Annotated in this window: 19 protein-coding genes and 1 pseudogene; 13 read left to right on the forward strand and 7 right to left on the reverse strand. The window is 69.7% G+C overall.

Annotation, left to right across the window (positions count from 1 at the left end):
- The first annotated feature begins 78 nt into the window (after positions 1–78).
- The 9 genes from AC1DF3_RS28840 to AC1DF3_RS28880 all read left to right on the forward strand — a co-directional run bounded on the left by AC1DF3_RS28840 (position 79) and on the right by AC1DF3_RS28880 (position 11,458).
- A complete protein-coding gene (locus AC1DF3_RS28840; RefSeq protein ID WP_478141645.1) occupies positions 79–930 on the forward strand; it encodes a DUF2950 domain-containing protein in 852 nt (283 codons plus the stop codon).
- A complete protein-coding gene (locus AC1DF3_RS28845) occupies positions 899–3,679 on the forward strand; it encodes a winged helix-turn-helix domain-containing protein (RefSeq protein ID WP_478141646.1) in 2,781 nt (926 codons plus the stop codon). The genes AC1DF3_RS28840 and AC1DF3_RS28845 overlap by 32 nt, the downstream gene beginning before the upstream one ends.
- 187 nt (positions 3,680–3,866) lie before the next feature.
- Positions 3,867–4,715, forward strand: coding sequence for a TauD/TfdA dioxygenase family protein (locus AC1DF3_RS28850; protein WP_286531319.1), 849 nt, complete (start codon positions 3,867–3,869; stop codon positions 4,713–4,715).
- Between the two features lie 34 nt (positions 4,716–4,749).
- Positions 4,750–5,808 (forward strand): beta-keto acid cleavage family enzyme, encoded by a 1,059-nt coding sequence (locus tag AC1DF3_RS28855; protein ID WP_478141647.1) that lies wholly within the window; start codon positions 4,750–4,752, stop codon positions 5,806–5,808.
- A gap of 20 nt (positions 5,809–5,828) precedes the next feature.
- Entirely contained in the window at positions 5,829–6,392 is a 564-nt protein-coding gene (locus AC1DF3_RS28860; RefSeq protein WP_478141648.1) for an RBBP9/YdeN family alpha/beta hydrolase, read from the forward strand.
- Between the two features lie 24 nt (positions 6,393–6,416).
- Entirely contained in the window at positions 6,417–7,388 is a 972-nt protein-coding gene (locus AC1DF3_RS28865; RefSeq protein ID WP_286530853.1) for a quinone oxidoreductase family protein, read from the forward strand.
- 10 nt (positions 7,389–7,398) lie between these two features.
- Positions 7,399–8,760 carry an MFS transporter gene (locus AC1DF3_RS28870; RefSeq protein WP_478141649.1) on the forward strand — a complete coding sequence of 454 codons (1,362 nt, stop codon included), beginning with the start codon at positions 7,399–7,401 and terminating at the stop codon, positions 8,758–8,760.
- Positions 8,761–8,810: 50 nt separating this feature from the next.
- Entirely contained in the window at positions 8,811–10,454 is a 1,644-nt protein-coding gene (locus tag AC1DF3_RS28875; RefSeq protein WP_478141650.1) for a 3-(methylthio)propionyl-CoA ligase, read from the forward strand.
- A complete protein-coding gene (locus AC1DF3_RS28880) occupies positions 10,451–11,458 on the forward strand; it encodes a YeiH family protein (protein ID WP_478141651.1) in 1,008 nt (335 codons plus the stop codon). The genes AC1DF3_RS28875 and AC1DF3_RS28880 overlap by 4 nt, the downstream gene beginning before the upstream one ends.
- 82 nt (positions 11,459–11,540) lie before the next feature.
- Here the strand turns inward: AC1DF3_RS28880 and AC1DF3_RS28885 are convergent, their stop codons facing one another.
- Positions 11,541–12,497 carry an IS110 family RNA-guided transposase gene (locus tag AC1DF3_RS28885; RefSeq protein ID WP_478141652.1) on the reverse strand — a complete coding sequence of 319 codons (957 nt, stop codon included), beginning with the start codon at positions 12,495–12,497 and terminating at the stop codon, positions 11,541–11,543.
- Positions 12,498–12,803: 306 nt separating this feature from the next.
- Between AC1DF3_RS28885 and AC1DF3_RS28890 the strand changes: the two genes are divergently transcribed.
- A complete protein-coding gene (locus AC1DF3_RS28890) occupies positions 12,804–13,802 on the forward strand; it encodes a Bug family tripartite tricarboxylate transporter substrate binding protein (RefSeq protein ID WP_478141653.1) in 999 nt (332 codons plus the stop codon).
- Here the strand turns inward: AC1DF3_RS28890 and AC1DF3_RS28895 are convergent.
- Together AC1DF3_RS28895 and AC1DF3_RS28900 are read right to left on the reverse strand one after the other, a co-directional pair.
- Positions 13,789–14,445 (reverse strand): DsbA family oxidoreductase, encoded by a 657-nt coding sequence (locus AC1DF3_RS28895; protein WP_478141654.1) that lies wholly within the window; start codon positions 14,443–14,445, stop codon positions 13,789–13,791. The two genes, AC1DF3_RS28890 and AC1DF3_RS28895, sit on opposite strands and share 14 nt — an antisense overlap.
- Before the next feature lie 143 nt (positions 14,446–14,588).
- On the reverse strand, positions 14,589–15,230 hold the full coding sequence (locus AC1DF3_RS28900) for a VIT1/CCC1 transporter family protein (protein WP_286530860.1): 642 nt from the start codon (positions 15,228–15,230) through the stop codon (positions 14,589–14,591).
- A 52-nt stretch (positions 15,231–15,282) separates the two neighbouring features.
- Between AC1DF3_RS28900 and AC1DF3_RS28905 the strand changes: the two genes are divergently transcribed.
- From AC1DF3_RS28905 to AC1DF3_RS28915, 3 genes are all read left to right on the forward strand, one after another.
- Complete coding sequence (locus AC1DF3_RS28905; RefSeq protein WP_478141655.1) at positions 15,283–16,509, forward strand: DUF2252 domain-containing protein; 1,227 nt, start codon at positions 15,283–15,285, stop codon at positions 16,507–16,509.
- A gap of 52 nt (positions 16,510–16,561) precedes the next feature.
- A complete protein-coding gene (locus AC1DF3_RS28910; protein ID WP_478141656.1) occupies positions 16,562–17,431 on the forward strand; it encodes an amino acid ABC transporter substrate-binding protein in 870 nt (289 codons plus the stop codon).
- Positions 17,432–17,508: 77 nt separating this feature from the next.
- Positions 17,509–17,739, forward strand: a complete 231-nt coding sequence (locus tag AC1DF3_RS28915) for a hypothetical protein (RefSeq protein WP_286530864.1) — start codon at positions 17,509–17,511, stop codon at positions 17,737–17,739.
- Here AC1DF3_RS28915 and phaZ read toward each other — a convergent pair.
- From phaZ to AC1DF3_RS28935, 4 genes and pseudogenes are all read right to left on the reverse strand, one after another.
- Entirely contained in the window at positions 17,736–18,566 is an 831-nt protein-coding gene (phaZ, locus tag AC1DF3_RS28920) for a poly(3-hydroxyalkanoate) depolymerase (protein ID WP_478141657.1), read from the reverse strand. The genes AC1DF3_RS28915 and phaZ overlap by 4 nt on opposite strands.
- Positions 18,563–20,230: an alpha/beta fold hydrolase gene (locus AC1DF3_RS28925; RefSeq protein ID WP_478141658.1), complete on the reverse strand. Its 1,668-nt coding sequence runs from the start codon at positions 20,228–20,230 to the stop codon at positions 18,563–18,565. Before AC1DF3_RS28925 ends, phaZ begins: the two co-directional genes overlap by 4 nt.
- A complete protein-coding gene (locus AC1DF3_RS28930) occupies positions 20,227–20,697 on the reverse strand; it encodes a MaoC family dehydratase (RefSeq protein ID WP_286530868.1) in 471 nt (156 codons plus the stop codon). The genes AC1DF3_RS28925 and AC1DF3_RS28930 overlap by 4 nt, the downstream gene beginning before the upstream one ends.
- Before the next feature lie 23 nt (positions 20,698–20,720).
- Positions 20,721–20,893 (reverse strand): annotated as a pseudogene (locus AC1DF3_RS28935) (porin); the annotation flags it as partial.

Below are 20,893 nucleotides of genomic sequence, written 5' to 3' on the forward strand. Positions count from 1 at the left end.
GCGATGAACCCACTCCACTTCATGCGAGGCTCGAACATGCTGAATCCGATGCGCACCAGGGCAGCAGCGGCTGCTGCGATGGCCACACTCATGCTGGCGCTTTCCGCCCCCGCTTTCGCGCAGCGCGCGTACCCCAGTCCCGAGGCGGCCTCGGAGGCATTCTTCCGGGCGCTGGCGGACAACGACCAGAAGGCGCTGCAGACGGTGCTCGGCAACGACTGGCGACGCTTCGTGCCGGCGGGCGAGGTCGATCGCGAGGACATCTACGATTTCCTGGGCGCCTACGCCAAGCAGCACAAGGTGGTGCCCGACGGGCCCGACCGGGCGTTGCTGGGGGCGGGCGACAGTGGCTGGACCTTGCCGATCCCGATCGTCAAGGGCGCGGGCGGCTGGCACTTCGACCCGCGCGCCGGCGCCGACCAGATGCAGACGCGCCGCATCGGTCGCAACGAGCTGGCCGCCATGCGGGCCGCGCTCGCCTACTTCGATGCCCAGCGGGAGTACGCGCAGGTCGACCGCGACGGCAACGGCGTGCTCGAATTCGCCCAGAAGTTCGCCAGCACGCCGGGCAAGCACGACGGCCTGTACTGGCACACCGGCCCCGGCGAGGCGGAGAGTCCGCTGGGCCCGCTCTACGCCCCGGCCCGGGCCGGCGAGGGCTACCACGGCTACCACTTCAAGATCCTCAAGGCGCAGGGTCCGAACGCACCCGGCGGCGCCTACGACTACGTCATCGGCAATCGCATGCGCGGCGGCTTCGCGCTGGTCGCCTGGCCTGTCAAGTACGGCGAGACCGGCGTGATGAGCTTCATGGTCAACCACGACGGGGTGCTCTACGAGAAGAACCTGGGCGCCGGCACCGACGCCGCCGCACGGGCGATGACCCGGTTCGACCCCGATGCGGGCTGGAGAAAGGTCGACGTACAGTAGGCGCGGGCGCGGTTCCGCCGGCGCCCTCCACGCAGCGAGGGCCCAATTGATTCCCGACACCACCCGTCCCGACGGCGGCAGCGACGACCTGCTGCTGCGGGTCTCGCCGCCGAGAGTGCCGCGCCATCTGGTGGCGCGGCCGCGGCTGCTGGCGGCCGACCCGGCGTTCCGCGATGTCCCGGCCATCCTGCTGCAGGCGCCGGCGGGCTTCGGCAAGACCTCGCTGCTGGCCCAATGGCGGCTCGAGCATCTCGCGCACGGCCTGGTGGTGGCCTGGGTCTCGGCGCAGGCGCGCGACACGCCGCAGCGCCTGGCGCAGGCGCTGGCGCTGGCGGTGCGGCGGGCGGCGGGGCGCTCCACTTTCGGCCACGTGCTGCTCGACGCGGCAGCGCCGAGCGGCCTCGAGGGCATCACCATCTGGCTGGCGGAACTGGCGCAGACGGCGCTCGACGTGGTGCTGGTGGTGGACGAGGCGGAGCGCCTGCCGGCGGCGTCGCGCGAGGCGCTGGCCTACCTGCTGCGCAATGCGCCACCCAACCTGCGCACCGTGATCGCCAGCCGGCCCGACTGCAACCTGGACATCGACGACCTGATCGCCTATGGGCAGTGCGTGGTGGTCGGGCCGGCGATGCTGCGCTTCAGGCTCGAAGAGACGCTGGAACTGATCCACGGCCGCTTCGGTGCCAGCGTCGACAACGACACCGCCGCCCGGCTGCACGCCCTCACGGAGGGCTGGCCGCTGGGACTGCAGCTCTCGCTCACCGTGCTGGCGCGCGGCACCGACGCGCGGGCCGACGTGGCGGGGATGAGCGCCCTTGGCGGGCAGCTGCGCGAGCAGTTCCTGGCGATGCTGCTGGCCAATCTCGATGCGCGCGACCGCGAGTTCCTCACCCGCATCGCGATCCTCGACCATCTGCACCCGGAGCTGTGCCGGCAGGTCGCCGGCATGGACGATGCGACGGAGCGGCTGGCGCGACTGAGCCGCGACACGCCGGTGTTCGTGGCGGCGGAGCAGGGCGACTGGCTGCGCATGCACGCGCTGGCGCGCGATGTGCTGCGCGAGGGCTTCGGCGCGCTCCCCCCGGAGGTGCAGGCCGGAGCCCATGCCCGGGCGTCCGGGTGGCTGGCCGAGCGCGGCATGCTCGAGGACGCGGCCCGCCACGCGCTGATCGCCGGCCAGCGTGAGCGGGCCTACGAGCTGGCCGAGCGCAGCCTCTACGAATCGATCATGACCCACGGCCGGCAGGGCGTGGTGCTCGAATGGCTGGCGCAACTGCCGCCCGACGAACTGGACCGCCGGCCGCGGCTGCTGCTGGCCGCCGCCTGGACGCTCGCCACCAGCGAACGCCATGAAGACGCCGGCCGGCTGGTCGACCGGATCCTGGCGCAGCCGCAGCACGCGCCCGATGCCCCCCTGCGCTGCGAATGCGCGTTGATCCTGAGCGGCGGGGCGGTGTTCGCGGACGACCCGGACCGCTTCGCGGCGCTGCACGACCCCTGGGCCGAGGCGCCGCCTCTGCGCGATCCGCTGCTGCTGCAGGTGCACGCCAACCGCACCGCCTACCGGACGCTGCTCGAGGGCGACCCGGCGCTGGCGCGGCTGCGCCAGCAGCAGTCGCCGCGCGGGGATTTCGGCCGCGGGCAGGGCTTCATCGGGCGCTGGGGCGAGCTCATCATCGCCCTCTCCTATGTCTGGGAAGGCCAGGTCCGGCTGGTCGAGAGCCTGCTGCATCCGGCCGTGGCCAGCGCCGAGGCCGACCTGGGGCGGCGCAACAGCTTCGTGTGCATGCTCGCCGCCCTGCTTGCGGCCGCGCTGTGGGAGCGCGGCCGCCCCGTCGATGCCGCCGCGCTGCTGGCCGACCGGCTCGACGTGCTGGAGCGCAGCGGGCTGCCTGAAGCGCTGTTGCTGGCCTACCGGACGATGGCCCGCATGGCGGTGGCCGAGGGCGCCGAGCACCGGGCGGTGGAACTGCTCGGCGCGCTCGACGCGGCGGGCTCGGCACGCGCGCTGCCGCGGCTTCGCATCGCCAGCCTGGTGGAGCTGGTGCGCCTGCATGCCCGACGCTTTCGGGCGCAGCGCTGCCGGGAACTGTGCCAGCGCATCGACGCCCTGCTGGCGGACCCGGCCCTGCCGCAGGGGCGGCTCTGGCGGCGCAGCGTGGACGCGATGCGCGATCTGGCCCACGGCTACGCGGCGATCGCGGCCCAGGACTGGCGCGGCGCCCTGGCGCCGCTGACCCAGGCCAGCGAAATCGTGCAGGTGGTGCGGCAAGGCCGGCTGGAGATCGAGATCCTCGGCCTGCGCGCCTTCGCACTCGACCGTTGCGGCGAGAAACGCGCCGCCCCGATGCTGCGCGAGGCGATCGACCTGGCTCAAAGTTACGGCCTCGTGCGCATTTTCGAGGACGCCCATCCGGACCTGGGCGCATGGGCCAGGCAGGTCGCCGGCGAAGGCGACGAGCATGCGCCGGTGGCGCCGGCCGTGGCCGCGCCGACGCGTCCGGTGCCGGCCGCCGAAACGCCCCGGCCTCCGGCGGTGCGCGGCATGGTGCTGACGCCCAAGGAGCGCGAGGTGATGGAGCTGCTGGCGCGCAGCCTGTCCAACAAGGAGATCGGGCGCGCCATGCAGGTGGGCGAAACCACGGTCAAGTGGCACGTCAAGAACCTGCTGGCCAAGCTGGACGCCGGCACGCGCAAGGAAGTCGTCGTCCGCGCCCGCATCCTCGGGCTGCTCCAGCCGGCGCCCTAGCGGAAGGGGCCTCCCCCCTCCTGCAAGGAGGGGCTCGGAAAGGGCGCCGAATCCTATTCTTCGGGCTTGGGAATTCGCGCTCAAGCGGCCTCCCACCAGACGGAGACAAGACATGCCCTCAACAACCGAAGCCGCGCCCCTGAAAGGCGCACCCGCCGTAGTGTCCAGCGCGGCACTGAAGACATCCATCCAGGTCGAACCGCTGACCTGCACCATCGGCGCCGAGCTGCGCAACGTGGACCTCGGCGCCGCCTCGCGCGACGCCGACACGGTGGCCGAGATCCGCGCGCTGCTGCTCAAGCACAAGGTGCTGTTCCTGCGCGACCAGGACTTCTCGCGCGCCGAGCACGTGGCCTTCGCCCGCCACTTCGGCGAACTCGAAGACCATCCCGTGGCCGGCAGCGACCCCGAGCACCCCGGCCTGGTCCGGATCTACAAGTCGCCCGACACGCCCAACGACCGCTACGAGAACGCCTTCCACACCGACGCCACCTGGCGCGAGAAGCCGCCCTTCGGCTGCGTGCTGCGCTGCGTCGAAACGCCGGAAGTCGGCGGCGACACCATCTGGGTGAACATGGTCGAGGCCTACGCCCGTCTGCCGGAAGACATTCAGCGCAAGATCGAGGGCCTGCGCGCCCGCCACAGCATCGAGGCCAGCTTCGGCGCGGCGATGCCGATCGAGAAGCGCCTCGCGCTGCACGCGCAGTTCCCCGATGCGGAGCACCCGGTGGTGCGCACCCATCCGGAAACGGGCGAGAAGATCCTCTTCGTCAACGCCTTCACCACGCACTTCACCAACTTCCACACGCCGGCGAACGTGCGCTTCGGCCAGGACTACGCGCCGGCCGCCGGCCAGCTGCTGAACTACCTGGTCAGCCAGGCCGCGATCCCCGAGTTCCAGGTGCGCTGGCGCTGGAAGAAGAACAGCGTCGCCTTCTGGGACAACCGCAGCACCCAGCACTACGCGGTCATGGACTACCCGCCCTGCCACCGAAAGATGGAACGCGCCGGAATCATCGGCACAGCCACCTACTGAACCCCTCATCCAACACGCAACTGAAAGACCAACCATGAACTTCCTCGACGGCTCCCTCTTCCCGGAGAACCAGGACAAGCTGGTGATCACCGTGGCGCCCTACGGTCCCGAGTGGATCCCCTCCGACTTCCCGCAGGACATCCCTGTGACCATGGAACAGCAGATCCAGAAGGCGGTCGACTGCTACAACGCCGGCGCCAGCGTGCTGCACCTGCATGTGCGCGAGCTGGACGGCAAGGGCTCCAAGCGCCTGTCGATGTTCAACGAGCTGATTGCCGGCGTGCGCAAGGCAGTGCCCGACATGGTGATCCAGGTCGGCGGCTCGATCTCCTTCGCTCCCGAGAGCGACGGCGCCAACGCCAAGTGGCTGCACGACGACACGCGCCACATGCTGGCCGAGCTCGACCCGAAGCCGGACCAGGTCACGGTCACCGTCAACACGACGCAGATGAACGTGCTGGAGCACATGGAGGCCGAGGACATCGCCGGCACCTCGCTGGCCGAGGCCCAGACCAACGCGGCCTACCGCGAGATGATCGTGCCCTCGGGCCCCGGCTTCATCGAGGAGCATGTGCGCCGCCTGAGCGCCGCCGGCATCCAAAGCGCCTTCCAGTTCTACAACATCAACAGCTACGAAACGGTGGAGCGGCTGATCCGCCGCGGCGTCTACAAGGGCCCGCTGGTGATGAACTGGGTGGCGATCAGCGGCGGCATGGATGCGCCCAACCCCTACAACCTGACGAACTTCCTGCGTGCGATTCCGGACGGCTCGATGCTGACCGTGGAAAGCAGCATGCGCAACGTGCTGCCGATCAACATGATCGGCATGGCGCTGGGCCTGCATGTGCGCTGCGGCATCGAGGACAACCTCTGGAACCAGTCGCGCACCGAGAAGATGACCTCGGTGCAGCAGATCGAGCAGCTGGTGCGCATGGCGCGCGAGTTCGGCCGCGAAGTCGCCAACGGCAAGGAAGCTCGCGAGATCCTGAAGATCGGCGTGTTCTACGACACCGTCGAGGAGACGCTGGCCGCCAACGGCTTCGCGCCCAACCCGAAGGGGCGCCAGCAGGGCTACCTGCGCCGCGTGGCCTGAAGGTGAGCGGAGCATCCCCCATGACCACCGTGCTCATCGTCCCCGGCCTGCGCGACCACGTCGACGCCCACTGGCAGACGCTGCTGGGCGCGCGCCTGGCGGCGCGGGGCGGCCCGGTGCGCTGCGTGCCGCCGATGGGCCGGGCCGACCTCGACTGCGCGACGCGCGTGGCCGCGATCGAGCGCGAGGCGCAGGCCGTCGAGGGCCCCTTGATCCTGGTGGCGCACAGCGGCGGCTGCGTGATGGTCGCGCACTGGGCGCGCCAGACCAAGCGGGCCGTCCATGGCGCGCTGCTCGCCGCGCCGCCGGACTTCGATCGGCCGATGCCCGAGGGCTACCCCACGGTCGATGAATTGCGCGCCAGCGGCTGGCTGCCGGTGCCGCGCCGGACGCTGCCCTTCCCGAGCATCGTGGCGGCGAGCCGCAACGATCCGCTGGCCGACTACGGCCGGGTGGCGGAACTGGCCCGCGACTGGGGCAGCCGCCTGGTCGACCTCGGCGAGGTCGGCCACCTGAACCCCGCCTCGGGCTTCGGCGACTGGCCCCGCGCCGAGCTGTTCATCGCCGAGCTTTCGCACCGCTGAAATCAGATACCAAGGAGACACATCATGGCCAAGGCCATTCGCTTTCATGAAACCGGCGGACCGGAAGTCCTCAGGCTGGAGAACGTCGATGTCGGCGAACCCGGCCCGGGCCAGGCGCGCGTGCGCCACACCTACATCGCAGTCAACTTCATCGACATCTACTTCCGCACCGGCCGCTATCCACTGCCGCTGCCCAACGGGCTCGGCTCCGACGCCGTGGGCGTGGTCGAGGCCGTGGGCCCCGGCGTGACCGACATCCGCGTGGGCGACCGCGTGGGCTACCTGATCGGCCCCCAGGGCGCGTACTCGGAAGCGCGCGTGATGCCGGCCGAGCTGCTGATCCCGCTGCCTGAAGGCGTGTCCGACCGCACGGCCTCGACCTTGATGATGAAGGGCATGACGGCGCAGTATCTGTTCCGCCAGGTCTTCCCGCTGAAGGGCGGCGAAACAATCCTCTATCACGCGGCCGCCGGCGGCGTCGGCCTGATCGCCTGCCAGTGGGCGCGCGCGATGGGCGTGACGATGATCGGCACCGTCAGCACCGACGAGAAGGCCGCCATCGCGAAGGCCAACGGCTGCGCCCACACCATCGTGACCTCGCGCGAGAACATCGCGAAGCGGGTGCGCGAGATCACCGACGGCAAGGGCGTGCCGGTGGTGTACGACTCGGTGGGCAAGGACACGCTGGAAGCCTCGCTCGACAGCCTGCAGCCGCGCGGTTCGCTGATCAGCAACGGCACCACCTCGGGGCCGGTGGTGATCGACTCGCAGACGCTGGCGGTGAAGGGCTCGATCTGGGTCACGCGCCCGGCGATGATGCACTACATCACGCCGCGCACCCACATGCTGGCGATGGCCGAGGAGCTGTTCGGCCATGTGCTGGCGGGCCGCATCGTCAGCGAACCCAAGCAGAGCTTCGCACTGGCCGATGCCGCCGACGCGCACCGCGCGCTCGAATCGCGCGCAACCACCGGCGCGACCGTGCTGGTGCCCTGAGGGGAAGACCATGGATCTGCATTCCCACGACGCGAAGCCGGGCGCGGCCGACGGCTACCTGATCGGTCCGCGCCAGGCCTGGTTCGCCTTTGCCATGACCATCGGGCTGATGATGGTCGACTACATCGATCGCCAGGTGATCGTGTCGCTGTTCCCGCACCTGAAGGAGGCCTGGGGCCTGTCGGACAAGCAGCTCGGCGCGCTGGTGTCGGCCGTCTCGGTGACGGTGGCACTGGGCGCGATCCCGATCGCGCTGTTCGCCGACCGCTTCAGCCGGGTGAAGAGCATCGTCGCGATGGCCACGATCTGGAGCCTGGCCTCGATCAGCTGCATGTTCACTCGCAACTATGGCCAGCTGCTCGCCGCGCGTGCCGCGGTGGGACTGGGCGAGGCGGGCTACGGCTCGGTCGGTGCGGCCCTCATCGCCAGCCATTTCCCGGCCCGCATGCGCGGCGCGCTGATGGCGGCCTTCTTCGCCTCGGCGTCGGTCGGCTCGGTGCTGGGCGTGATGCTCGGCGGCCTCATCGCCGCCAAATGGGGCTGGCAGGCGGCCTTCGGCGTCGTCGGCGTGCCGGGCCTGATCCTGGCGCTGCTCTACACCCGGGTCCGTGACTACCGCACGGTGGCGCTCACGCCGAGCATCGAACAGGCCACCCGTTCGACCCAGGGCACGGCACGCGCCATCGTGAAGCGGCTGGCGCGTTCGCGCACCTTGTTGTGGGTCTGCATCGGCGCGCCGGCGCAGCTGATCCTGGTCTCGGCCATCTGGGCCTGGATGCCGAGCTACCTCAACCGCATGCATGGCATGGCGCCGGAGCAGGCGGGCGTGAAGGCCGCGCTGGTGGTGCTGTGCGGCGCGCTGGGCAGCGTGGTCTGGGGCGCGGTCGCCGACCGCGCCGGCCGCAAGAATCCGGCCGCCAAGCTGCACGTGACGGCCGCGGTGTGCGTGGCCTCGGCGGCGGTGCTGGCGTTCGCCTTCGGCGCCGGCCACCTCGGGCTGGACCTCGGCAAGCAGGCGCAGTTCGCACTGTTCGCGCTGGGCGGCTTCCTGATGACCTGCACCGTCGGCGTGGTCGCCGCCGTGGTGATCGACGTGATCCACCCCGGCATCCGCGCCACCGGCGCCTCGGTGCTGTCGCTGTTCCAGAACCTGCTGGGACTGGCCGTGGGCCCGCTCATCGCCGGCGCGCTGTCGGACCTGTGGACGCTCCAGAACGCCCTGATGGTGATGCCTGTGTTCGGACTTCTCGCCGCCTGGGCCTTCATCGTTGCCTCGCGCAGCTACGGGGCCGACCTGCAAAGCGCCGGCGACAGCGCCGACGAAGACATCCATGCCGCGCCGGCCGGCGCCCCCCGCAGCGTGCCGGCCTGAGCCGCCGCCGCGCCACCACTGTCCATTTGAACGAACGAACGGAAACCGACATGAACGGATTGATGATGGATCAGCCGCTGCTGATCTCCAGCCTCCTCACCCACGCCGAGCGCCACCACGGCGACCAGCAGATCGTCTCGCGCCGGGTCGAAGGCGACCTGCACCGCTACACCTACCGCGACCTCGGCCAGCGCGCGCGCCGGCTGGCCAACGCGCTCGCCGCGCGCGGCATCGAGAAGGGCGAACGCGTCGCCACGCTGGCCTGGAACGGCTATCGCCACATGGAGCTGTACTACGCGGCCTCCGGCTCGGGCGCGGTGCTGCACACGCTCAACCCGCGCCTGCACCCCGACCAGGTGGTGTGGATCGCCGACCACGCCGAAGACGAGATCCTCTTCTTCGACCTGAGCTTCCTGCCGCTGATCGAGGCCATCGCCTCGCGCGTGTCGACCATCAAGGCCTTCGTCGCCATGACTGACCGCGCCCACATGCCCGCCGAGTCGAAGGTGCCCAACCTGCTGTGCTACGAGGAACTGATCGACGACCATTCGCCCGACTTCACGTGGCCGGTGTTCGACGAGAAGGCGGCTTCTTCGCTGTGCTACACCTCCGGCACCACCGGCAACCCGAAGGGCGCGCTCTACAGCCACCGCTCGACCATGCTGCACACCTATGCGGCGGCGCTGCCCGATGCGCTGAACTGCTCGGCCAACGACGTCATCCTGCCGGTGGTGCCGATGTTCCACGTCAACGCCTGGGGCCTGCCCTATATCGCGTGCATGGTCGGCGCCAAGCTGGTGTTCCCGGGTCCGTGGCTCGACGGCAAGTCGCTGCACGACCTCTTCGAGGCCGAGGGCGTGACGGTCTCGGCCGGCGTGCCCACCGTGTGGCAGGGCCTGCTCGCCCATGTGGAGAGCAACGACCTCCGCTTCAGCACCATGCGCCGCACGATCATCGGCGGCTCGGCCTGCCCGCCGGCGATGATGCGCGCCTTCCAGGAGCGCTACGACGTGCAGGTGCTGCACGCCTGGGGCATGACCGAGCTGAGCCCGGTGGGCGCGGTGTGCACGCTCAAGCCCTGCCACCGGTCGCTCGACGGCGAGCAGCGCCTGGCGTTGCAATCGAAGCAGGGCCGCTCGGTGTTCGGCATCGACATGAAGATCGTCGGGGCCGACGGCGCCGAGCTGCCGCAGGACGGCAAGGCCTCGGGCGAGCTGATGGTGCGCGGCGCCTGGGTGATCTCCGGCTACTACAAGGGCGAGGGCGCGGGCCCGCTGGTCAATGGCTGGTTCCCCACCGGCGACGTCTCGACCATCGACGCGGACGGCTTCATGCAGATCACCGACCGCAGCAAGGACGTGATCAAGTCCGGCGGCGAATGGATCGGCTCCATCGACCTAGAGAACATCGCCATGGCGCACCCCGCCGTGGAGATGGCGGCCTGCATCGCGGCGCGCCACGCCAAGTGGGACGAGCGCCCGCTGCTGATCGTGGTGAAGAAGCCCGGCCAGGAATTGACGCGCGAGGAACTCATCCGCTTCTACGACGGCCGGATCGCCAAGTGGTGGACGCCCGACGACGTGGTCTTCGTCGATCGCATCCCGCTCGGCGCGACCGGCAAGGTGCAGAAGAACCTGCTGCGCGACGCCTACGGCAACCACCTCATGGCCGACGGCGGAATGAGGTTCGCATGACCGCCCTGTCGATCGCCGCCTGGCCGGCGCGCAGCCGCACGCTGTTCCCGGGGGTGCTGGCCTGCGCGGTGGTCGCGGCCGCCTCCACTTTCCTGTCGCAGCACTACGGCGCGCCGGTGATGCTGTTCGCGCTGATCCTCGGGATGGCGATGAACTTCCTGTCGGTCGAGGGTGCCTGCAAACCCGGCATCGAGTTCACGGCGCGCCAGGTGCTGCGCTGGGGCGTGGCGCTGCTGGGCCTGCGCATCACGGCCGCGCAGGTGGTGGCGCTGGGCTGGCACCCGGTGCTGCTGGTGGTGCTGTCGGTGGTGCTGACCATCGGGGTGTCGATGGTGGTCGCCAAGCTGATGGGCTTCCAGTCGCTGTTCGGCCTGCTCAGCGGCGGCGCCACGGCGATCTGCGGGGCATCGGCCGCGCTGGCGTTGGCGGCGGCGCTGCCGTCGCATCCGCAGAAGGAGCGCGCGACGCTGTTCACGGTGGTCGGCGTCTCGGCGTTGTCGACCTTCGCCATGATCGCCTATCCCATGATCGCGCACGCCCTCGGGCTCGACGAGCGCGCGGCCGGGATCTTTCTCGGCGCGACGATCCACGACGTGGCGCAGGTGGTTGGCGCCGGCTACAGCATGTCGAAGGAAACCGGCGACATCGCCACCTTGGTCAAGCTCATGCGCGTGGCGATGCTGCTGCCGGTGATCGTGTTCGCCGTGATGTGCACACGCGCCGCCGGCAAGGGCGAGGGCGGCCCGCGCCCGCCGCTGCTGCCGTGGTTCGCCGTCGCGTTCGCGCTGCTGGTGGCCGTCAACAGCACTGGCTGGATTCCGAAGGTGCTGACCGACGCCGGCAGCGACTGCTCGCGCTGGTTCCTGGTGGCCGCCATCGCCGGAATCGGCATGAAGACGCAATTGCGCGACCTCGCCACGGTGGGCCTGAAGCCCGTCGTCCTGATGTTGGGCGAAACGGTGTTTCTCGCCATACTGGCGATCGCGCTGATTCGCTGGATCTAGATTGAAACACCCCCGAAGCGCCTGCGGCGCCTCCCCCTCAAGGGGGCGATACCAGCGGCCCGGCAAAGGTTCTATGGTTTCGTCAAGCGTTGTGTGTGACGCGATGAGCCTGGAAGGGTTGGCCGGAGCGCCAAACGGCGAAGGCGATTCGCATGAGCTTGCGCGCCAGGATCACGAGAGCCTCGGTGGTCTTGAGGCCACGGGCACGCAGCGCCTGGTAGGTGGCCGCGAAGGTGCTGGTGTGGCAGGCCGACATGGCTGCCATGAACATCTGATGGCGCAGGGCCGGATCGCCGCGCTTGGACAGACGGCGGCGCCCCCTGCAGCGCCCGGAGTCATTGGCTCGTGGATCCAGTCCGCTGTAGGCCACCAAGGCATCAGAGCTGGCGAATGGCACTCGGGCGAGCAAGCTGGCGAGCAAGGCGCTGGATTGGGGCCCCACGCCGACGATGCTTTGCAACAAGGTGCGTGCGCGGTGCAACTGGGGATCGGCCTTGATCAGCTCGGTGATGCGCCCATCGATGGTGCGCAGCAAGGCGGCAAAGGCGGCATCGAGCTGCGAGGCGGCCTGCGCGATGCTCGCGCCGCAGGCCTGCAGCGACTCGCGCAAGGCGATGCGCTTGGTCACGATCGTCCAACGCTGGCCCAGCAACTGCTCCAGTTCGGCCTGGGAGGCGCTGGGGGCGTGGTAGGGGTGCAGCCGGTCATGGTGCTCGGCCAGGTAGCGCGCAATGACCCGGGCATCGACCCGGTCGGTCTTGCCGCGTGCGCCCAGACCCTTGGCGTAGAAGTACACGTCGCGGGCATTGAGCACGAAGACGGGCCGGCCCGCGCCCGCAGCCAGATTGGCCAGGAGTTGGTGGTATCGGCCGGTGGACTCCATGGCCAAGAGCGAGCCGGCAGCCAAGGTGCGCAGCCATTGCAGGATGGCAGTGCATTCGTTGGGCACGCTCAGGCAGTCGTCCTGGCCGTAGGTGGCGATCACCAGTTCGGCCTTGGAGACGTCCACACCAATGAAACTATTCAGGGGAACTTGCATAGTCGGATTCCTCCAATGAACAATGACGATCGTTGGGGTGAAATCCCGCCCGCGGCGTTAGCTTGCTCAGAGATCGGCGCTGAGATGCTGCTCAGTTCCTTATCGACGCTCAAAGGCGGGGTGGGGGCAATCTTTGCCAGTCGGTCAAACCCGATAGCCGGTAATCAGGCCCTACACCCCAACACCCTCACCATACAAGCCGGTTCCGCGGTATCTCTGGCTTTTTGGCTGCGCCGGTTTCATGGGTCGCGGTCACACCTGGTGCCGTGGAGCACTGAATGAACAACAGATAGAAGGAAACCGAACATGAATCCGAATCAATGGCGGCGGCGGATGATCCAGGCCGCGTGCCTGTCCTGCCTCGGCGTCTCGGGTCTCGCGATGTCGCAGGCCCAGCCGACAGCGAAATGGCCCGAGAAGATGGTGCGCGTGATCGTCGCCGGTCCGGCCGGCGGCACCGCCGACATCATCGCGCGCCTGGTGGCAGACCAGTTGTCGAAGGACACCGGCCAGCCCTTCGTGGTCGACCCCAAGCCCGGCGCGGGCGGCGTGCTCGCGGTCAACGAGCTCTCGAACGCACCGCACGACGGCCACACCCTGCTGGTGGGCGTCAACTCGCTGGTGAGCGAGATCCCGCACATCGTCAAGCTGCGGGTGGACATGGCCAAGGAGATCAAGCCGGTGGCGGAACTCGGCCACGGCGGCCTGGTGATGGTCGGCGCACCCACGGTGCCGGCGAAGAACTTCCGCGAGCTGCTGACCTGGGTCAAGGCCAACCCCGGCAAGGTGAGCTATGCCTCGTACAGCCCTGGCACGGTGTCGCACGTGGCGGGGCTGCAGCTCAACAAGGCGGCCGGCATCGACATGACGCACGTCGGCTACAAGGGCTCCACGCCGGCGCTCGCCGACGTGATGGGCGGCCACGTGCCGCTGATGTTCGACGGCATCGCGACTTCGCTGCCGTTGATCAAGGCCGGCAAGATCAAGGCCTTTGCAGTGAGCACGCCCAAGCGCTCGCCCCTGCTGCCCGAGGTGCCGACCTTTGCCGAGCTGGGCTATCCGCAGCTGGAGACCGTCTCGTGGATGGGCCTCTGGCTCAAGCCCGACGTGCCCGCCGCGGTGCAGGCCAGCGTGCGCGAGGCGACGCTGAAGGCGCTGGCCCAGCCGGCGCTGCGCGCGCACCTGCTCGACACCGGGCTGGAGGCCGGCGGCACCCGCACGCCCGAGGAGCTCACGGGCTCGCTCGCGGCCGACTACCGGCGCGTGGGCGAGGTGCTCAAGTCGATCGACTTCAAGCCGGAGTGAGTGCGCGCAGCATGGCGTCCAGCAGCGTGTCGGCCGACACGGCGCCGGCCAGCGCCAGCGATGCGTCGAACACGAAGAAGGGCACCCCGCTGACCAGGTGGCGCACCTTGGCCTGAGGGTGGCGGCCCTGGCTGCGCTCGCCGCCAGGGTCGGGAGCCTCGGCCGGCAGCCCGCATTCGCGCGCCAGCTGCGCGAGCACGGAGGCGTCGCCGATGTCCCGGCCGCCGTTGAAGTAGGCCATGAAGATGCGGTCGATCAGCTGGCGCTGCTGGACCTCGGTGCCGACCGCGGCCGCCTGCGCGACCCGGTCGTGGGCGGCGGCCGTGTTCGGCATCATGGCGATCCGGTCGAAGGCGAACGGGACCCCGGCCGCCTGGCCGGCCTGCAGCACCTGCGCGCGCCGCCGGGCGACGGCTTCGGGGCTGCCCAGGCGGGCCACATAGAAGGCCTGGTAAGGCAGGCCGCCCGCCGGCACGTCGGGCAGCAAGGGGTACGAATGCCAGACCATGCGCAGCCGCACATCGGGCCGCAGTTCGGCGAGACGGCTGGCGGCGGCGTCGAGCTGGCGCTTGCCGATCAGGCACCAGGGGCAGACGAAATCGAAGTAGACCTCGACCGTCAGCGTGGGCTCGGGCGAATGCATGCTGTGCTCCTGTGGAAGGTGGCCGCACCCGGGTGGCGCGGCAATGGGCAGGCCCGTGGGGTCTGTGCCGCAACTCTAGGGGCCGGACGTCCCGGCGGCCCCCTCCGCGAAGGAGGGGGAAGGGCGGCCACGGGGCCGCGCGTTCAGCCGCCCAGCGCGATGACGATCAATTCGATGGTCACGCCCAGCACGACCATCAGCAGTGCGGCCCGCCAGGGCGGGGTGCCGGCGTAGCGGCCCCATTCGTAGCCGCAGAGAAACAGCATCACGATCGCGATCGCGGCGGACGCGCGCATCGCACTGCGCAGGTCGGAGAAGAAAAGGAAGGGCAGCGTCGGCGGAAAGGTCGAAAGAAAGACCAGCAGGAAGACGCCCAGGCCGCCGACCAGGTCCTTCCGCTTCAGCACGCGGGCCGGCGCGACGTGCGCGGGCTGGGCCAGCATCCATTGGCGCGTGCGTTCGAAATCCTGGCGCCCGAGCGCATCCGACAGCGGGCCGATCTCCTGGGCGATCAGTCCATGTGCCTCTTCGGGTTGCTGGCTGGAGACCACCCGGCGCCAGAGCATCGCCTGGCGCGCGCGGCCGACGACGCGGCGCAGCATGAACATCACGCCGTCGACGAGGCCCCATGCAATATTGCAGCCGATGGCCGCGATCAGCATCGCGCGCACCTCCTTCGGTCCGGCCGAAGCCACGCTCAGCGTGCCGGTGAAGGTCAGGACCATGAAGAGTCCGAACAGGATCTCCGAGTTGCGATCGATCGGGTCCAGCACGCGGTTGCTCATGTCGTCTCCATGCGGTCGGGCATCAGTGTACGTGCAGTGCTAGGCTCAAGACATGGACGTCGTACGCGAGATCCTCTCCTTCAACGCGAAACGGGAACCGGAGCGGGTGCAGCTCAAATTCCGCAACATGCGCACCAGCCCGTTCGTGTTCCTGCGCGGCACCTGCCATCTCTTCTACGACCGGCTTCCGGGCAGCGGCATCTTCCGGTCGGCGCCTCCGGGGTGGGTCTGCGGCGACCTGCATCTCGAGAATTTCGGCAGCTACAAGGGCGACAACCGGCTGGTCTACTTCGACATCAACGACTTCGACGAAGCGGCGCTGGCGCCGGTGAGCTGGGACCTGGTCCGCTTCCTGGCGAGCCTGTGGGTCGGTGGCGAGACGCTCACGGCACGCCGCCGCGAAACGCGCAAGCTCTGCGAGATCTTCCTCGAAAGCTATGCGACCACCCTTCGCGCGGGCAAGGCCTACTGGGTGGAGCGCGACACGGCGCAGGGCCTGGTGCGGGCGCTGCTCGACGGCCTGCGGGAGCGGCAGCGCACGCAGTTCCTTGCGGCGCGCACCGAACTCAGGGAGCGTCGCCGCGTGCTGCGGATCGACGGCAAGAAGGCGCTCGGCGTCGACAAGGCGCAGGACGCGGCCGTCCGTGCGGTGGTCGCGCAGTACGCCGAGGCGCAGCCGAACCCGGACTTCTACCAGGTGCTCGATGTGGCGCGCCGCATTGCGGGCACCGGCAGCCTGGGCGTCGACCGCTATGCGATCCTGGTCGAGGGCAAGGGTTCGCCGGACGGCAACTACGTACTCGATCTCAAGCAGGCGCTTGCGTCGTCGCTGGTGCCGCACCTGAAGGTGGCGCAGCCGAAGTGGAAGTCGCAGGCGCACCGCGTGGTGGCGCTTCAGCGTCGCCTGCAGGCGGTGTCGATGGCCTTTCTGCAGCCGATCGTCGCCGGCGGTACGCCCTACGTGTTGCGCGCATTGCAGCCGACCGAGGACCGGGTCGTGCTCGGCGGCCAGTCGGCCAGGAACCTCGCCGACCTCGAAGGCGTGATCGCGGTGATGGGCAAGCTGGTGGCTTGGGCCCAGCTGCGCAGTTCCGGGCGCGAAGGATCGGCCACCGCCGATGAGTTGATCGATTTCGGCGGCCGCGCGAAGTGGCGGGACCGCCTGCTCGATGCGGCGGCCGAATGTGCCGCCCAGGTGCGCGCGGACTGGGCGGTCTATGCCGCGGCCTATGACGACGGGGCCTTCGGCGGTCCGTCGAGCGGGCATGGACGAGGCTGACGCCGGCAAGCACAATGCACCCGCTCCCGGTCATGTGGGGCAGGAGGAATCCATGAAAGCTCGGTTGCTGGCGCCGTGTGCGCTCGTGCTCGTCTCTGCCTTGCTCGGCGCCTGCGCCAACCCGCCCGGCGCGGCAGCCGGTGCTCCGCTGCCGCGGGTCGCGCAGACGCAGTCACTCAAGCTCGGCTACCGGGAGGACGCCCAGCCCTTCTCCTTCAAGGGCGCCGACGGCAAGCCGGCCGGCTACTCGGTGGCCTTGTGCCAGCGGGTGGCGGCTTCCATCCAGGCGCAGCTCAAGCTGCCCAAGCTCGATGTGCAGTGGGTTCCGGTGACCGCCGCCACGCGGATGCAGGCGGTGAACGACGGCACCGTGGACATCGAATGCGGCAGCACCACGCGCACGCTGGGCCGCGAGCAGCAGGTGGATTTCAGCAACACGATCTGGGTCGAGGGCGCCTCCTTCGTGACCCAGGCCTCGTCGCCCATGGCGCGTCCGGCCGACCTGAACGGCAAGCGCGTGGGCGTCATCCCCGGAACTACCACCGAGGCGGTACTCAAGAGGCTGTCGGCGCGCGGCATCGCGCCCGTGCTGGTCCCGATGCAGACGCACACCGAGGGCATCGCGGCGGTGCGTACCGCCCGCATCGACGCCTACGCCACCGACCGCCTTATCCTGCTGGGCGAAGCGCTCGGCCAGCCCTCCACGGTGGCGCTCAAGCTCAGCGACGACTACCTGTCCATCGAGCCCTACGCGCTGATGATGCGGCGCGACGCCGACCTGCGGCTGGCGGTGAACCGCGGGTTGGCCGAGACCTACCGCAGCGGCGCGATCACCGAGGTGTTCCGCCAGTCCTTCCCGGCCGGCGCCCGGCCCTCGCCGCTGCTCGAGGCCATGTACATCCTGAACGCTCCGGAGGAGTGACCGGGCCGTCTCCACCCCGCTCGCTCCCGGCACGTCGCAGTGCTACGCTATGCGGCACACGAGCGCAGGAGACAAGCATGACGGCCAGCTACGTGGAAATACAAGGCGCCCAGGCGGATGTCGATCTCTGGGACGGGCTGATCAGGGACCACAACGCCCTGATCGTCGCCATGATGCAGAAGATGTCCGAGGTCGCGAGCGCGGACGCGATCTGGTTCGACGAGCGGATCACGGAGGCCGAAGGCATCGAGAATCGCCTGGTCGTCGGCCTCGACCGCGCCCAGCGCCGGTTGCGGGGACTCATCTAGGCCGTTGCCGCCGCGTGCTGATCCATGAACCTCTCGACGCGCCGTGCGGTCTGCGCGGCGCGGGTCAGCACGAAGAGATGCCCGCAGTCGACCGTCTCCAGCGTCGCCCGGGGCAGCCCGGCCGCGATGATGCGGCCGTTGACCGGCGGCACGATCGGATCGTCGCTGCCCATCATCACCAGCGCCGGCGCCTGCACCCGCTTCAGCCAGGGCCAGCTGGTCCAGCCCGCGGTGGCCAGCAGCTGGTAGAAGTAGCCGTGCCAGCTCGGGCTGCGCATGGATTGCGCATGCAGCTGCAGCAGCTCGGTCTCGAAGCGCAGTTCGCCGCCGTAGAGGTCGCCGCCGATGCGCATCAAATAGGCCGGATCGACATAGCGCCGCGGGCTCAGCATCTTCAGCAGCACGTTCAGCCGTCCCGGCACCATGACGATGCCGGCGCAGGTGGCGGCCAGCGTCAGCGTGCTGCAGCGGCGCGGATGGTTGATCGCGAACTCCTGCGCCGCGGCTCCGCCCCACGAGACGCCGAACACATGGGCGCGCTGCACGCCCAGGTGGGTCAGCAGGTCGGCGCCCAGGCGCGCGATATCGCGCGGACGGTAGGGCAGCCAGGGCGCGGGCGATTCGCCGACGCCCGGCGCATCGAAGGTGACGACCCGGGTGTGCGAGAAGCGGGCAATGAAAGGCGCCAGCGTCTCGACGCTGGCGCCGATGCCGTTGAACAGCAGCAGGGTGCGTTCGGCGTCCGGCGCGCCGCCGATGGCGACGCGCAGGCGCTGGGTTCCGATGCGGACCGGGAAGGTCTCCAGAGGTCGGACCCCGGCCTTCATTCGGCCGCCGACCCGGTGGGCCCGAGCACGTAGGTTCCCGGTGCCGCGCACAGGGCCGGATGGCCGCGCGAGCCTTCGCGGGCCGGCGCCCGCTTCTGCGCGTCGGAGCGCGCCGCGAGCCAGGCCGTGAGGTGCGGCCACCAGCTACCTTCGTTCGCCTGGCCGCCCGACTCGAAGCGCTCGGGCGTGTCGTGCGCACCGGTGTTGGTCAGGAACGACGCCTTCTTGCCGCCGGGCGGCGTGACGATGGATTGCACGTGCCCGCTCGATGTCAGCACGAACTCGCTGTGCCCGCCGAGCATGCGGCGCGTCTGGTAGCAGCCCTCCCAGGGCGTGATGTGGTCGGTGCGGCCGGCGACGATGTAGCTGTCGCAGCCAACGTTGGCGAGCGACAGCGGCAGCTCGCCGATCGAGAGTCCGCCTTCGTGCGCCAGCGCGTTGGTTTCCAGCAGCGCGATGAAGTCGGCATGCAGCCGTGCGGGCAGGCGGGTGGTGTCGGAGTTCCAGTAGAGGACGTCGAAGGTCGGCGGCTTCTCGCCCATCAGGTAGTTGTTGACCCAGTAGTTCCAGATCAGCTCGTTCGGACGCAGCCAGGCGAAGACCTTGGCCAGGTCCTTGCCCTGCAGCACGCCGCTGCCCCCGCTGGCCGTGCGCGCGAGCTCGAGCGTCTCGAGGTGCGCGAACAGGCCCATGGAACTGTCGGCGATGCCTTGCACGTCGAGCAGCGACACCAGCAGCGTGAGGCTTCGGGCCCAGTCGCTGCCCTTGGCCGCCAGGTAGGCGAGCAGGGCCGATGCCGTGATGCCGCCGGAGCAGGCGCCCAGCACATGCATCTGCGGCGCGCGGGAGATGTCGCGCACGGCCTGCATGGCCTCTTCGAGCGCCAGCACATAGTCTTCCAGCCCCCAGCCCGACTGCTCTGCGCCGGGATCGAACCAGCTCACGACGAAGACCTGGAAGCCCTGCTGCACCAGGTGCTCGATCAGGCTGCGGCCGGGCGCGAGGTCCCAGATGTAGTACTTGTTGATTTGAGGTGGCACGATGAAGAGCGGCGTGCCGTGCACCTTCTGCGTCTGCGGCCGGTACTGGACCAGCTCCAGCATCGCATGCCGATAGACGACCGAGCCGGGCGTGACCGCGAGGTTCTCGCCGACGCCGAAGGCGGTGCCGTCGACCATCGCCGGCAGGCCGCCGTTGTCGCGCCAGTCGGTCACCAGGTTGCGTGCGCCGTCGAGCAGGTTGCGCCCGCCGGTATCGAGCGTGCGGCGCAGCGCCGCCGGGTTGCCCAGCAGCGTGTTGGTCGGCGCCAAAGTGTCGGCGACCATGCCCAGCGCCATGCGGGTGCGGGCCTCGTCGCGTGGCGACAGATCGAGTTCGCCGGCCAGGCGCTGGGCTTCCCGCACCAGCGCCAGGTGGCTGTGCATCAGGCCGCGATAGAGCGGATTGCCCTGCCAGGCAGGATCGTCGAAGCGGCGGTCGCCGGCGGCGGGCTCGACGGTCGAGCGGCCGATGGCGACATCCAGCAGGGCCGCGCCGGACCGGTGCAGGCTCTGCAGGGCCTCGACCGGACGGGTGCCGACGGCGGCGGCGAGCGCGACCAGGGAATCGGCGAGCCGCGTGCCGTCGCGCGGCAGGTCGTCGCGGATGTGTGCGCCCGTGTTCATGCCATCACCAGCGCCAGCGATTCGGCCACCATCACGGCGCCCCATGCCTCGCCGCGGGCATGCGCCGTGTTGCGGCAGCGGACCAGCCACTGGCCGGGCTGCTTCTCGGTGACCTCCACCAGTTCCACCTGCAGGCGGACATAGCTGCCGCTCGGCACCGGCGCGAGGAATCGCACGCGGTCGAAGCCATAGTTGAGCACGCCGCTCGCGTCGGCCGGATAGACGCCGAGCTCGAAATGCGCCGCCGGAATCAGCGACAGCACCAGCAGGCCGTGCGCGATCGTGTGGCCGAACGGCCCCTGCGTGCGGGCACGATCGACGTCGACATGGATCCACTGGCTGTCGCCGGTGCAGCCGGCGAAGCTGTCGATGCGCCGCTGGTCGAGCAGCACGGGGGCCGCGTGGCCGAAGTCATGGCCGACATGCGCCTTCAGCGCGGCCAGGGTGTAGTCCTTGGGGATGTTCATGGTGAGTCCGCTGGCGGCCGATCTCAGAAGATGTGGCGGATGCCGACGTCGTAGCCGGTGGAGGTCTTGGCGGTCGGCACGACGCCATTGATCGGTTTCGCGTAGAAGGCCGGCCCGCCCACCGTGAGGTCGGCGCCGCCCTTGTTGTCGATGCGTGCCGCGGTCGCGTACACGGCCGTGCGCGCCGACAGGTTGT

The sequence above is a fragment of the Variovorax sp. 10N432 genome (assembly GCF_056394465.1).